The 13,158-nt window shown below is 60.5% G+C and carries 12 protein-coding genes; 10 read left to right on the plus strand and 2 right to left on the minus strand.

The window, feature by feature from the left end; translation table 11 throughout:
• Nucleotides 1-106 precede the first annotated feature (106 nt).
• From AC1RDQ_RS25510 to AC1RDQ_RS25535, 6 genes are all read left to right on the plus strand, one after another.
• Nucleotides 107-589 (plus strand): GNAT family N-acetyltransferase, encoded by a 483-nt coding sequence (locus tag AC1RDQ_RS25510; protein WP_057713732.1) that lies wholly within the window; start codon nt 107-109, stop codon nt 587-589.
• Between the two features lie 145 nt (nt 590-734).
• Nucleotides 735-1,727, plus strand: a complete 993-nt coding sequence (locus AC1RDQ_RS25515) for a 2-dehydro-3-deoxygalactonokinase (protein ID WP_492588434.1) — start codon at nt 735-737, stop codon at nt 1,725-1,727.
• A 19-nt stretch (nt 1,728-1,746) separates the two neighbouring features.
• Nucleotides 1,747-2,367 carry a 2-dehydro-3-deoxy-6-phosphogalactonate aldolase gene (locus tag AC1RDQ_RS25520; protein ID WP_057713734.1) on the plus strand — a complete coding sequence of 207 codons (621 nt, stop codon included), beginning with the start codon at nt 1,747-1,749 and terminating at the stop codon, nt 2,365-2,367.
• A 48-nt stretch (nt 2,368-2,415) separates the two neighbouring features.
• Nucleotides 2,416-3,564, plus strand: a complete 1,149-nt coding sequence (gene dgoD, locus AC1RDQ_RS25525; RefSeq protein WP_008047041.1) for a galactonate dehydratase — start codon at nt 2,416-2,418, stop codon at nt 3,562-3,564.
• A 168-nt stretch (nt 3,565-3,732) separates the two neighbouring features.
• Nucleotides 3,733-5,043: an MFS transporter gene (locus AC1RDQ_RS25530; protein ID WP_057713735.1), complete on the plus strand. Its 1,311-nt coding sequence runs from the start codon at nt 3,733-3,735 to the stop codon at nt 5,041-5,043.
• Nucleotides 5,044-5,103: 60 nt separating this feature from the next.
• Nucleotides 5,104-5,907, plus strand: a complete 804-nt coding sequence (locus tag AC1RDQ_RS25535; protein WP_492588435.1) for an IclR family transcriptional regulator — start codon at nt 5,104-5,106, stop codon at nt 5,905-5,907.
• Here the strand turns inward: AC1RDQ_RS25535 and AC1RDQ_RS25540 are convergent.
• Entirely contained in the window at nt 5,904-6,956 is a 1,053-nt protein-coding gene (locus AC1RDQ_RS25540; protein ID WP_057713737.1) for an NAD(P)-dependent alcohol dehydrogenase, read from the minus strand. The genes AC1RDQ_RS25535 and AC1RDQ_RS25540 overlap by 4 nt on opposite strands.
• A 191-nt stretch (nt 6,957-7,147) precedes the next feature.
• On the opposite strand from AC1RDQ_RS25540, the gene AC1RDQ_RS25545 reads away from it, so the two are divergent.
• Nucleotides 7,148-8,038 (plus strand): AraC family transcriptional regulator, encoded by an 891-nt coding sequence (locus AC1RDQ_RS25545; RefSeq protein WP_492588436.1) that lies wholly within the window; start codon nt 7,148-7,150, stop codon nt 8,036-8,038.
• A 184-nt stretch (nt 8,039-8,222) separates the two neighbouring features.
• Here the strand turns inward: AC1RDQ_RS25545 and AC1RDQ_RS25550 are convergent, their stop codons facing one another.
• Nucleotides 8,223-9,887: an electron transfer flavoprotein-ubiquinone oxidoreductase gene (locus AC1RDQ_RS25550; RefSeq protein ID WP_057713739.1), complete on the minus strand. Its 1,665-nt coding sequence runs from the start codon at nt 9,885-9,887 to the stop codon at nt 8,223-8,225.
• A 548-nt stretch (nt 9,888-10,435) separates the two neighbouring features.
• Here AC1RDQ_RS25550 and AC1RDQ_RS25555 point away from each other — a divergent pair.
• The 3 genes from AC1RDQ_RS25555 (at nt 10,436) to AC1RDQ_RS25565 (ending at nt 13,152) form a co-directional block, all read left to right on the plus strand.
• Entirely contained in the window at nt 10,436-11,185 is a 750-nt protein-coding gene (locus AC1RDQ_RS25555) for an electron transfer flavoprotein subunit beta/FixA family protein (RefSeq protein WP_015093946.1), read from the plus strand.
• Nucleotides 11,186-12,115: an electron transfer flavoprotein subunit alpha/FixB family protein gene (locus AC1RDQ_RS25560; protein WP_008004325.1), complete on the plus strand. Its 930-nt coding sequence runs from the start codon at nt 11,186-11,188 to the stop codon at nt 12,113-12,115.
• A gap of 197 nt (nt 12,116-12,312) precedes the next feature.
• Nucleotides 12,313-13,152 carry a substrate-binding periplasmic protein gene (locus tag AC1RDQ_RS25565; RefSeq protein WP_492588437.1) on the plus strand — a complete coding sequence of 280 codons (840 nt, stop codon included), beginning with the start codon at nt 12,313-12,315 and terminating at the stop codon, nt 13,150-13,152.
• Nucleotides 13,153-13,158: the final 6 nt, after the last annotated feature.

Genomic DNA, 13,158 nt, shown 5'->3' on the forward strand with positions numbered 1-13,158 from the left:
CGACCATCGCGAGCGAGCTCGCTCCTACAGGTGTTGGGACAGTTCCCTCGCCACAAATACCGCGCCGACTTAGTATGGCGTTTTCCACTTTTGACAAGGCACGTCCATGACGATCGAAATCCGCCCGGCGACCCCCAGTGACGCACCGCAAATCCTCGCGTTCATCACTGAACTGGCCGACTACGAACGTGCCCGCCATGAAGTCATCGCCAGCGTTGCCGATATCGAGCGCAGCCTGTTCAGCGAAGGCGCCACAGCCCATGGTCTGATCTGCCTGCGCGAGGGTGCACCCATCGGTTTCGCGGTGTTCTTCTTCAGCTATTCCACCTGGCTTGGCAGCAACTGCCTGTACCTCGAAGACCTCTACATCACCCCGGAGCAACGCGGCGGTGGCGCGGGCAAGACCCTGTTGCGGCATCTGGCGAAAATCGCCTGCGCCAACGACTGCGGCCGTTTCGAGTGGAGCGTGCTGGAATGGAATACGCCGGCCATCGATTTCTACAAATCCCTGGGCGCGCAGCCGCAGGAGGAGTGGGTGCGCTATCGGATGGATGGGGCGGTGTTGCGGGATTTTGCAGCGGGTAACTGATCGCTTCTAAAAGATCGCAGCCTTCGAGCTGCGATTTTTTTGTCTCGTCTCACAATATGGGATTGATATTTATATATTGAGATTTGTCCCCTCGCAGGTTTATAGTCCCGCTCACTCACTGCCAAAAACCAAAACAGGTGAAGCGATGCAGGCGCAATTGATCGCGCTCGACTGGGGGACAACCTCATTACGTGCTTACAAACTGGCCGAAGGCGGGCAAGTGCTCGAACAGCGTTCGCTGTCGTCGGGGATCATGCAGCTGCCGAAAGCGCCGCGAATCATTGGCGGCCGGGAATGCGCCGATGGTTTCGAACTGGCCTTCGATGAGGCTTGTGGCGACTGGCTCGACGCCCAGCCGGATTTACCGGTGATTGCCTGCGGCATGGTCGGCAGCGCCCAGGGTTGGAGTGAAGCGGCCTACCGGGACACGCCGGCGAACGTCGCCACGCTCGGTACTTCCTTGCAAACCGTGCGCAGCCGGCGCGGCGTCGATGTGCACATCGTGCCCGGCGTCATCGAGCGTTCGCCTTTGCCGAACGTGATGCGTGGCGAAGAAACCCAGGTACTCGGCGTGCTGCAAAACCTGACGAGCGAGGCGGGCGCTGATCTGCTGATCGGCCTGCCGGGCAGCCATTCGAAATGGGTGGAAGTGGCCGACGGCTGCATCGTGCACTTCGACACTTTCATGACCGGCGAAGTCTTCGCAGTGCTCAGTCAACACAGCATTCTCGGACGCACCCAACAATGTGGCGCGTCTTTCGATGGCGATGCGTTTGATCGCGGCGTGAAGGTCGCGTCGTCGGCGCACGGTGAAATCGGCCTGCTGTCGACGATGTTCAGCGCCCGCAGTCTCGGGCTGACCGGCGAGTTGAGCGCAATCGCCCAGGCGGACTATCTGTCCGGCCTGCTGATCGGCCACGAGTTGACGGCCGTGGCCAATGTCCAGCGGCGCCGACGCAACAGTGTGCATCTGCCTTCGATCATCCTCATCGGCAACACCCAACTCTGTGCCCGCTACAGCCGTGCGCTCGACGCCTGCGGTTTTGCCCGGGTGACCCTGGCCGAACAGGCCACCGAACGCGGGTTGTGGCAACTGGCGTTGGCTGCCGGCCTGGTCACGTGCACCGCATCCCGTTAAACCTGACTGGAGTCCTGACATGCTCAAACAAGCCCTGGCGCAAAACGGCCTGATCGCGATCCTGCGTGGCCTGCGCCCGCAGGAAGCGGCGGCCATCGGCGAAGTCCTGTACGCCGCCGGATTTCGCGTCATCGAAGTGCCGCTCAATTCCCCTGAACCGTACGAAAGTATTCGCATCCTGCGCAGTACCTTGCCCGCCGATTGCCTGATCGGTGCCGGTACGGTGTTGACGCCGGAGCAGGTCGAGCAAGTGAAAGCCGCGGGCGGCCAAGTGATCGTCATGCCCCATAGTGATCCGAAGGTCTTGCGCGCGGCGAAAGCGGCAGGGCTGTACCTGTCGCCGGGTGTCGCCACGCCGACCGAAGCCTTCACGGCACTGGCTGAAGGCGCGGATGTGCTGAAGCTGTTTCCGGCCGAGCAGATGGGGCCGGCAGTCGTCAAAGCCTGGCTCGCCGTATTGCCTGCCGGAACCCTGCTGGCGCCGGTCGGCGGGATCACGCCGGACAACATGCAGTCGTTCATCGACGCCGGCGTCAAAGGTTTCGGCCTCGGTTCCGGCCTGTTCAAACCGGGCATGACGCCTACGCAAGTGGCGGCCAATGCCGAGGCCTACGTCGCTGCCTGGAAAGCCCTTCGCTAAGACTTCATTGAGCGCCGAGCGCGCTGCATCTAATAAGAGAGCCAAAAGATGAAAATCACCAAACTGACCACCTTCATCGTTCCGCCGCGCTGGTGCTTCCTCAAAGTCGAAACCGACGAGGGCGTCACCGGTTGGGGTGAGCCCGTGGTCGAAGGCCGCGCCCACACCGTTGCCGCTGCCGTTGAAGAATTGTCCGACTACCTGATCGGTAAAGACCCGCGCAACATCGAAGACATCTGGACCGTGCTCTATCGCGGCGGCTTCTACCGTGGCGGCGCGATCCACATGAGCGCTCTGGCCGGTATCGATCAGGCCTTGTGGGACATCAAGGGCAAGGCGCTGGGCGTGTCTGTCAGCGATCTGCTGGGTGGCCAGGTGCGGGACAAGATTCGTGTGTACTCGTGGATCGGCGGTGACCGTCCAGCGGACACCGCGCGTGCGGCGAAAGAAGCGGTCGAGCGTGGTTTTACCGCGGTAAAAATGAACGGCACCGAAGAGCTGCAATTCCTCGATACCTTCGACAAGGTCGACCAGGCCCTGGCCAACGTCGCTGCCGTGCGCGATGCCGTCGGCCCGAACGTCGGCATAGGCGTGGACTTCCATGGCAGGGTGCACAAGCCCATGGCCAAGGTGCTGATGAAGGAGCTTGATCCGTACAAGCTGATGTTCATCGAAGAGCCGGTGCTGAGCGAAAACTACGAAGCGCTCAAAGAGTTGGCGCCGCTGACCAGTACGCCGATTGCCCTGGGCGAACGGCTGTTCTCGCGCTGGGATTTCAAGCGCGTGCTCAGCGAAGGTTATGTCGACATCATCCAGCCGGATGCCTCCCACGCCGGTGGCATCACCGAGACCCGCAAGATCGCCAACATGGCCGAAGCCTACGACGTGGCGCTGGCGCTGCATTGCCCGTTGGGCCCGATTGCCCTGGCGGCGTGCCTGCAACTGGACGCGGCTTGCTACAACGCGTTCATCCAGGAACAGAGCCTGGGCATCCATTACAACGAGAGCAACGACCTGCTCGACTACGTCAAAGACCCAAGGGTGTTCGACTACGACAAAGGCTTCGTGAAAATCCCGAACGGCCCGGGCCTGGGCATCGAGATCAACGAGGAATACGTGATCGAACGCGCCGCCATCGGCCACCGCTGGCGCAACCCGATCTGGCGCCATGCCGATGGCAGTTTTGCCGAGTGGTGATCACTCCCTGATCCACTACTTATCCCCTGTAGGAGCGAGCTTGCTCGCGATGGTGTGTCATTCAGCCTGATGTCGACTGACACACCATCGCGAGCAGGCTCGCTCCTACAAGGGGTCTGCACGAAGTTTCAAATTGACCTCAATAACCATAAGAAGAGGCACCCCCTCATGCAACCGCAAACCCTCACCGGGCAGGCGTCGTTGGTGACGCCCAGCCGCAAGCGTTTTTTCATCATGGTGCTGTTGTTCATCACCGTGGTGATCAACTACCTGGACCGCAGCAACCTGTCCATCGCTGCCCCGGCATTGACCAGTGACCTGGGCATCGACCCGATCCACGTCGGTCTGATCTTCTCCGCGTTCGGCTGGACCTACGCGGCCATGCAAATCCCCGGCGGCTGGCTGGTGGATCGCGTGCCACCGCGCATCCTTTACAGTGTTGCCTTGCTGCTGTGGTCGGTGGCCACGGTGATGCTCGGCTTCGCCGGCAGCTTCATCGCGCTGTTCGTGTTGCGCATGGCAGTCGGCGCCCTGGAAGCGCCGGCGTACCCGATCAACAGCCGTGTGGTCACCACCTGGTTCCCCGAGCGCGAGCGTGCCACGGCCATCGGTTTCTATACCTCTGGGCAATTTGTCGGTCTGGCCTTCCTGACGCCGGTGCTGGCCTGGCTGCAGCACGAATTCGGCTGGCACATGGTGTTCGTCACCACTGGCGCGGTGGGCATTGTGTGGGCGGTGATCTGGTACGCGGTGTATCGCGAGCCACGGGATTTCAAAGGTGCCAATGACGCGGAAATCGATTTGATCCGCGAGGGCGGCGGGCTGGTGGATATCCAGGCCGAACAGGCCAGGGTCAAAGCCAAATTCAGCTGGACCGACCTGGGGATTGTCCTGACCAAGCGCAAGCTCTGGGGCATTTATCTCGGGCAGTTCTGCCTCAACTCGACACTGTGGTTCTTCCTCACCTGGTTCCCGACCTACCTGGTGAAGTATCGCGGCATGGACTTCATCAAGTCCGGCCTGTTGGCATCGCTGCCGTTTCTCGCCGCGTTTATCGGTGTGCTGTGTTCCGGTTTCTTCTCGGACTTTTTGATCCGTCGCGGTTACACGGTAGGTTTCGCCCGCAAGTTGCCGATCATCAGCGGCCTGCTGATTTCCACCTCGATCATCGGCGCCAACTTTGTCGAGTCGACGCCGTTGGTGATTGCCTTCCTCGCGCTGGCATTCTTCGGCAATGGCCTGGCTTCGATTACCTGGTCGCTGGTATCGACCTTGGCTCCGGCGCGTTTGCTCGGGCTGACCGGCGGTGTGTTCAACTTCATCGGCAACCTGTCGGCGATTGCCACGCCTATCGTGATCGGCTTCCTCGCGACGGGTGATTCTTTTGCCCCGGCGATCACCTACATCTCGGTGCTGGCACTGATTGGCGCACTGTCCTACATCTTGCTGGTAGGCAAGGTCGAGCGTATCAAGTTGTAGTCGTGGCACGCGGGCGACCATAATGCCGCCCGTTCACTCGCTCAACGGTAAAGGCTGGATATGCAGGAAGACGCCCCAAAAATCGCCAAGGACGCCGCGCCGACCGGCACCCAGACCCTGCTTCGCGGGTTGGGTGTGGTCCAGGCCGTGGCCAGCGGCGCCCGCGATCTCAAGGAAATCGCCCGGCTGATCGGCACCACGCGCAGCACCACCCATCGCCTGGCCAGTTGCCTGGTGGACGAGCGTTATCTGCGGGTGGTGCCGCAAGTCGGTTATTTGCTGGGGCCGAAACTGATCGAACTGGGCTTTCAGGCCCGTGAAGAGCTGCCGTTGGTGACCCTGGCCGGGCCGTACCTGGATGAGTTGTCGGCGTTGACCGGCGACACCATTCACCTGGCGATCCGTGAAGGCGACGAAGTGCTGTACCTGCACAAGAATCCGGGGCGCAATGGCCCGGAAATGCGTTCGCGGGTTGGCCATCGCATGCCGTTGGCGCGCACCGGGATCGGCAAGGCGCTGATGCTCGATGATTCACCGCAAGAGTGGCAGCGCCTGTACGAAGTCAGCCTGCCGGTGGGTGGGAAAAACCAGTTCTGGCCGCAGCACCCGGAGCAATCCTGGGAGCAGTTTCAGCAGCGCATGGTCGAGTATGTGGCCGGCGGTTATGCGTTCGACCTGGAAGACAACGAACCGTCGATCCGCTGTGTGGCCGCTCCGATCCGTGATGCCAGCAAGCGCATCGTCGCCGGCATCAGCATTGCCAGTACCGTGCCTTACATGCCGCTGGAAAAAATGGCCGAGCTGATTCCCCTGGTCAAAGGGGTCACGGCCCGGCTGTCGGCGGAGCTTGGCTTAAAGGTTTAGATTTTCAAGGTCGCCATGTCGATGACGAAGCGGTACTTCACGTCACCGGCGATCATGCGGGCGTAAGCCTCGTTGATCTGGCGGATGTCGAGCATCTCGATGTCGCAGGTGATGTTGTGTTCGGCGCAGAAATCCAGCACTTCCTGGGTTTCGGCGATGCCGCCGATCAGCGAGCCGGCGAGCACGCGACGCCCCAACACCAGTTTGGCGGCATGTACCGGTGGCTCCACCGGTTCGATCAACCCCACCAGGATATGTACGCCGTCGAATCGCAGCGTATCGAGGTAAGGGTTGAGGTCGTGCTGCACCGGAATGGTGTCGAGCAGGAAATCGAAGTGCCCGGCCGCAGCCTGCATCTGGGCATCATCGGTGGACACGATCACATGGTCCGCGCCCTGACGACGAGCCTCTTCGGCCTTGCTCGCCGAACGGGTGAACAAGGTCACCTCGGCGCCCATGGCCTTGGCGAACTTGATGCCCATGTGGCCCAGGCCGCCCATGCCGAGAATCCCGACCTTGTCACCGGCCTTCACGCCGTAGTGCTTGAGCGGTGAGTAGGTGGTGATGCCGGCGCACAGGATCGGCGCGGCGCTGGCCAGGGGCAGTTTTTCCGGGATACGCACCACAAAGTGCTCGCTGACCACGATGCTGTCGGAGTAGCCGCCCATGGTGTTGCTGCCATCCACGCGGTCCGGGGTGGCGTAGGTCATGGTCGGACCTTCGAGGCAGTATTGCTCGAGGTTGGCCTGGCAGGCTTCGCAGCTGCGGCACGAGTCGACCATGCAGCCGACACCGACCAGATCGCCGACTTTATGCTGGGTGACACTCGCACCCACGGCGGTCACCTTGCCTACGATTTCGTGGCCAGGCATCAGCGGGTAAACGGCAATGCCCCACTCGTTGCGGGCCTGATGGATGTCGGAATGGCAGACGCCGCAGTAGAGAATCTCGATGGCAACGTCGTCAGGCCTTGGGCTGCGACGTTCGAATTTCACGGGGGCGAGGGGAGTGGTGGCCGACTGGGCGGCGTATCCAATGGCGGTGTACATGGTGAACCTCGCAAAAGCGCTGACGGGTGAGGTGGCGCATTTTGGGCGTCGTCCCCTGTACCGGCCATGGCGATTCCTCCGGGTGTCATGCCTATTCCTCCGGCATCCGCCTCTGTTCGAACCCATTGGCAATCAGACCTGCGATGATGCTTTCGTCCCTTATTCCGTGACCTTTTTTGTGAAGAGCCCCGATGCTGTTGACCCGTTACCTTGATGCCAATGCCACCCTGGTTTCGCTGATCGAGCCGCTGTCCACTCGCGACGGTTTCGTCCCGACTGCGTTGCCGGGCGTACAGGTTCTGCGGGCCAGTTGCGACGTGGCCCGTGGGCCGCAGATCTATGAGCCGAGCCTGGTGATCATCGCCCAGGGCAGCAAACTGGCGTACCTGGGGCCGCGCACCCTGGAATATGGTGCTGGGCATTACCTGATTCAGGCGCTGCCGGTGCCGTTCGAGTGTGAAACCTTTGCCGCGCCCAGCGGGCCGATGCTGGGTGTTTCCGTCGCGATCGACCGGGTGATGCTGGGCGAGTTGGTGTTGGCGATGGGCCTGGCGCCGGTGCGGCATATTCCGGCGCAAACACCGGAGTCCATGACCTCGGCAGTGCTCGATGACGCCATGCGCGGTTGTGTCGAGCGGCTGCTGCGTTGCCTGCACGATCCGCTGGAATGCCAGATCATGGGGCAAGCGCGTTTGCGTGAGTTGCTGTTCGTCGCCTTGCGCGGTCCGCAAGCCGATGTATTGCGGGCACTGGTTGAGCAGCAGGGGCAGTTCGCCCGGATCGCGGCATCCCTCAGTCATCTGCATGCGCATTACACCGAACCGTTGAACGTCGAGACCCTGGCCAGTTGCGCCAACATGAGTGCGTCGACCTTTCACGAGCATTTCAAGCGCAGCACCTTGTTGTCACCGGTGCAGTACCTGAAGCGATTGCGTCTGCTGCGGGCGCAGCAGTTGTTGGTGGGGGAGGGGCTAGGTGTGGCGCAGGTGGCGCATCGGGTGGGGTATCAGAGCACGTCGCAGTTCAGTCGCGAGTACAAGCGGTACTTCGAGCGTAATCCCGGGGATGAACGCGCTGCCTGAGTTGGTAATAGATCCCCTGTGGGAGCGAGCTTGCTCGCGATAGCGGCTTAACATCCAACATTTATGTCGACTGACACTCCGCTATCGCGAGCAAGCTCGCTCCCACAGGGGGCGGTGTTATGTCCTGAATCGCACGCAACAAAAAGGCCCCCGTTTCGGGAGCCTTGATGTTCAGCGGTTCGGCTTACATGTTCGGGTAAGTCGGGCCGCCGGCACCTTCCGGCGCCACCCAGGTGATGTTCTGAGCAGGATCCTTGATGTCGCAGGTCTTGCAGTGAACGCAGTTCTGGGCGTTGATCTGGAAGCGCTTCTCGCCGTCTTCCTTGGTGATCACTTCATACACGCCGGCCGGGCAGTAACGCTGTGCCGGCTCATCGTACAGCGGCAGGTTCTTGCTGATCGGGATGCTCGCGTCGGCCAGCTTCAGGTGGCACGGCTGTTCTTCTTCGTGGTTGGTACCGGAGATGAACACTGAGCTCAATTTGTCGAAGCTGAGCTTGCCGTCCGGTTTCGGGTAGTCGATCTTCTTGCAGTCGGCCGCGAGCTTGAGGCAAGCGTAATCCGGCTTGGTGTCGTGCAGGGTGAACGGCAGTTTGCCGCCGAAGATGTTCTGGTCGAGCCAGTTGAAACCGCCGCCGACGATGGCGCCGAACTTGTGGATCGCCGGGCCGAAGTTGCGGCTGGCGAACAGTTCTTCGTAGAGCCAGCTCTTCTTGAACGCGTCCACATAAGTGGTCAGCTCTTCGGTGCCGTCCTTCTCGGCGAACAGCGCCTCGGCCACGGATTCAGCGGCGAGCATGCCCGACTTCATCGCGGTGTGGCTGCCTTTGATCTTGGCGAAGTTCAGGGTACCGAGGTCGCAACCGATCAGCGCGCCGCCCTTGAACACCATTTTCGGCAGCGAGTTCAGGCCGCCCTTGCAGATGGCACGTGCGCCGTAGCTGATGCGCTTGCCGCCTTCCAGGTACTGAGCAAGCACCGGGTGATGCTTGAGACGCTGGAACTCGTCGAACGGCGACAGGTAGGTGTTGCTGTAGGACAGGTCGACGATCAGGCCAACCACGACCTGGTTGTTTTCCAGGTGATAGAGGAACGAGCCACCGGTGTTCTCGGTGCCCATGATGTCCATCGGCCAACCGGCGGTGTGCACTACCAGGCCTGGCTGATGCTTGGCCGGGTCGACTTCCCAGATTTCCTTCAGGCCGATGCCGTAGTGCTGGGCATCAGCGTCAGTGTCCAGGTTGAAGCGCTTGATCAGTTGCTTGCCGATGTGGCCACGGCAACCTTCGGCGAACAGCGTGTACTTGCCACGCAATTCCATGCCCGGAGTGTACAGGCCTTCCTTCGGGTTGCCTTCGCGGTCAACGCCCAGGTCGCCGGTGATGATCCCGCGAACCACGCCGTTTTCGTCGATCAGCGCTTCCTGAGCGGCGAAGCCAGGGTAGATTTCCACGCCCAGGTTCTCGGCCTGCTGGGCCAGCCAGCGGCACAGGTTGCCCAGGGAGATGATGTAGTTGCCTTCGTTGTGCATGGTCTTGGGCACAAAGAAGTCTGGAATTTTCTGCGCGCTTTCAGCGTTCTTGAGCACGAAGATGTCGTCGCGGGTGACGGGCGTGTTCAGCGGCGCGCCGAGTTCTTTCCAGTTCGGGAACAGTTCGTTCAGGGCCCGTGGTTCGAACACGGCGCCGGACAGAATGTGAGCACCGACTTCGGAGCCTTTTTCGACCACGCAGACGCTGATTTCCTTACCGGCTTCGGCGGCCTTCTGCTTCAAGCGGCAGGCGGCGGAAAGACCAGCGGGGCCGGCACCGACGATGACCACGTCGAATTCCATGTATTCGCGTTCCACAGGTTATCTCCTACTCAAGGCTCAACAGTTTTTTTTCTAATTTGGAAGTCGGGTGTCGCATCCATGAATTCCGGCGCAACGCCGGAAGAGGACAATCGATTGACCACCTTTCTCTTTTGGTGGCGCATTATATCTACACCACTCTCAGCGTCCAATACAAACGTTTGTTTGAATTGGCTCAAAGCCAGAGAAATCAAAGTCACGCGCCTTATGAACGGCCATTTTGGCGTATTGACCGGAATAGGCGTTCCGGTCAAGATACGGGCGGTTTTGCGCTCGCCGTAGGCTGGCTGTTGGTTTCAAGAGCACCTCTAAAGACAGGGCGATGGCAGTAGAGAGTGATGCGCTGCGCGGGTTTGATGTGCAGTTTACACGCCGCGATGTTGAATGACTCGTCAGTCACCACTGACCAACGGTCATCCAGATCATGAGCGATGGTCACTTGACAGCTTTGCCGGCGTTTTTGGAGGTGCCCTTGCGCCCGATGAGCATCAACCGCCAGGTTCGCCTAGGCGACTTTCTTTTCACCGGAGAGTAACGAGGAATCCATGAAGGTTCTTGTAGCTGTCAAACGCGTTGTGGATTACAACGTCAAGGTTCGCGTCAAGGCGGACAATTCCGGCGTCGATCTTGCCAACGTCAAGATGTCGATGAACCCGTTCTGCGAAATCGCCGTGGAAGAAGCCGTACGCCTGAAAGAGAAGGGTGTTGCGACTGAAATCGTCGTCGTCTCCGTAGGCCCGTCCACCGCTCAAGAGCAACTGCGCACTGCGCTGGCTCTGGGTGCCGACCGCGCCATCCTCGTCGAGTCCGCCGAAGACCTGACTTCCCTGGCTGTTGCCAAACTGTTGAAAGCTGTTGTCGACAAGGAACAGCCTCAGCTGGTGATCCTTGGCAAACAGGCCATCGACAGCGACAACAACCAGACTGGCCAGATGCTTGCTGCATTGAGCGGTTACGGGCAGGGCACGTTCGCTTCGAAAGTCGAAATCAGCGGCGACAGCGTAGCTGTGACCCGTGAAATCGACGGCGGCGCGCAGACAGTTTCCCTGAAGCTGCCGGCGATCGTCACCACCGACCTGCGTTTGAACGAGCCGCGCTACGCGTCTCTGCCAAACATCATGAAAGCCAAGAAGAAGCCTCTCGAAGTGCTGACTCCGGATGCTTTGGGCGTTTCCACCGCCTCCACCAACAAGACTTTGAAAGTCGAAGCGCCGGCTGCACGCAGCGCGGGTATCAAAGTCAAGTCGGTGGCTGAACTGGTCGAGAAACTGAAAAACGAAGCGAAGGTAATCTAAATGACTATCTTGGTTATTGCTGAACACGACAACAAAGTGCTGGCCCCGGCCACGCTGAACACCGTTGCTGCTGCCGCCAAAATCGGTGGCGACATCCACGTGCTGGTTGCAGGTCAGGGCGCTGGCGCCGTGGCTGAAGCCGCTGCGAAAGTCGCTGGCGTGGCTAAAGTGCTGGTAGCCGATAACGCTGCCTACGCTCACCAGCTGCCGGAAAACGTCGCTCCTCTGGTTGCAGAGCTGGGCAAGGGCTACAGCCACATCCTGGCTGCCGCTACTTCCAACGGCAAAAACATCCTGCCGCGCGTTGCCGCTGCACTGGACGTTGACCAGATCTCCGAGATCATCTCGGTAGAAAGCGCTGACACCTTCAAGCGCCCGATCTACGCCGGTAACGCCATCGCTACCGTTCAGTCGAACGCTGCGGTCAAGGTGATCACCGTGCGTGCCACCGGTTTCGACCCGGTTGCAGCCGAAGGTGGCTCCGCTGCCGTTGAAGCTGTTGGCGCTGCCCACGACGCTGGCATCTCCAGCTTCGTTGGCGAAGAACTGGCCAAGTCCGATCGTCCGGAACTGACCGCTGCCAAGATCGTCGTTTCCGGCGGTCGCGGCATGCAGAACGGCGACAACTTCAAACACCTGTACGCCCTGGCCGACAAGCTGGGCGCTGCCGTCGGTGCATCGCGCGCCGCGGTCGACGCAGGTTTTGTTCCCAACGACATGCAGGTCGGTCAGACCGGCAAGATCGTTGCACCACAGCTGTACATCGCCGTCGGTATCTCCGGCGCGATCCAGCACCTGGCCGGCATGAAAGACTCCAAAGTGATCGTTGCGATCAACAAGGACGAAGAAGCGCCGATCTTCCAGGTGGCCGATTACGGCCTGGTGGCGGACCTGTTCGAAGCCATCCCTGAGTTGGAGAAGCTGGTCTAATCCGGCTGCTTCACTTATAAAGAGCCCGGCCTTTTGGTCGGGCTTTTTTTTGCTCTTCATTCTGTAGGAGCGAGCTTGCTCGCGATGGACGTTAACGATGACGCGTCGATCCTGGATAAACGCGGTGTCTTTGAATCCATCGCGAGCAGGCTCGCTCCTACAGGGGGCATAACCAAGTATGAGTGGAGTGTGAAGCCATGGATCTGCGCTGTGTGTGGAGCTTGCTGGGATTGACGCTATTGCCGGCGCTGTCTGTCGCCGCGGGTAAATGCGAGCGGCTGGTGGTCACCGGCAGCCCGGATGCACCGCCGTACCTGTGGCAAGACCCGCACAATCCCAAATACCTGATCGGTGCCAGCGCCGATTTGCTGCAGCAAGTGGCGGGGGAGTTGGGGCTCAAGGTCGAACTGCTTTATGCCGGAAAACGCGCCCAGGCCCTGGACGAAGTGCGCAGCGGGCGCATGGACATGCTGGCGGACGCGACGTTGACCGTCAGCGAACTGGAGACCCTGGACTACATCCATCCAGCCTTGCTGGAAAACGACTACCTGGTCTGGACTCGCAAGGACTCGACACTGGTCTACAACGAAGCACAGGACCTGCACGGCCATCCCGGTGCCGTGTCGGAAAAGGCCCGAATGACCCCGCTATTCAGCACCTTTGCCGAACAGCAACTGACTCTCACGCGCACGTCCAACCTGACCCAGGCCTTTCAGAAACTACTGTTGGGCGAAGTCGAGTTTGTACTGGCAGGGCGTTACTCGGGCATGGCGACCGCACAGACACTGGGCATGGCCGCTGACCTGGTCGCGCGCTCGCAACCGGTCGACAAGCCTGGCCTGTACCTGGCGATTTCCCATGACTCGGCGTGCAACGATCCGTGGTTGCGCGGACAGTTGGCCAAAAAGATGACAGAATTGCCCGCGTCCGGACTGACGGAGGCCGTGCTGATGCGCAATATCGAGCGATGGAAAGCGCAACGCTCACAACCACAGCCAAGCCCCCCGCAACAACCCGTCAGTACCCCAAAACAGTAAGGATTT

It is taken from the genome of Pseudomonas sp. GW823-FHT02E01 (assembly GCF_058797535.1).

Excerpts from the sequence above, each read along its gene's own strand:
- AC1RDQ_RS25555 (WP_015093946.1), top strand. The coding sequence starts at position 10,436 with ATGAAGGTTCTTGTAGCTGTCAAACGCGTTGTGGATTACAACGTCAAG.
- AC1RDQ_RS25520 (WP_057713734.1), top strand. The coding sequence starts at position 1,747 with ATGCTCAAACAAGCCCTGGCGCAAAACGGCCTGATCGCGATCCTGCGT.
- AC1RDQ_RS25510 (WP_057713732.1), top strand. The coding sequence starts at position 107 with ATGACGATCGAAATCCGCCCGGCGACCCCCAGTGACGCACCGCAAATC.
- dgoD (WP_008047041.1), top strand. The coding sequence starts at position 2,416 with ATGAAAATCACCAAACTGACCACCTTCATCGTTCCGCCGCGCTGGTGC.
- AC1RDQ_RS25540 (WP_057713737.1), bottom strand. The coding sequence starts at position 6,956 with ATGTACACCGCCATTGGATACGCCGCCCAGTCGGCCACCACTCCCCTC.
- AC1RDQ_RS25535 (WP_492588435.1), top strand. The coding sequence starts at position 5,104 with ATGCAGGAAGACGCCCCAAAAATCGCCAAGGACGCCGCGCCGACCGGC.
- AC1RDQ_RS25565 (WP_492588437.1), top strand. The coding sequence starts at position 12,313 with ATGGATCTGCGCTGTGTGTGGAGCTTGCTGGGATTGACGCTATTGCCG.
- AC1RDQ_RS25545 (WP_492588436.1), top strand. The coding sequence starts at position 7,148 with ATGCTGTTGACCCGTTACCTTGATGCCAATGCCACCCTGGTTTCGCTG.
- AC1RDQ_RS25515 (WP_492588434.1), top strand. The coding sequence starts at position 735 with ATGCAGGCGCAATTGATCGCGCTCGACTGGGGGACAACCTCATTACGT.
- AC1RDQ_RS25530 (WP_057713735.1), top strand. The coding sequence starts at position 3,733 with ATGCAACCGCAAACCCTCACCGGGCAGGCGTCGTTGGTGACGCCCAGC.
- AC1RDQ_RS25560 (WP_008004325.1), top strand. The coding sequence starts at position 11,186 with ATGACTATCTTGGTTATTGCTGAACACGACAACAAAGTGCTGGCCCCG.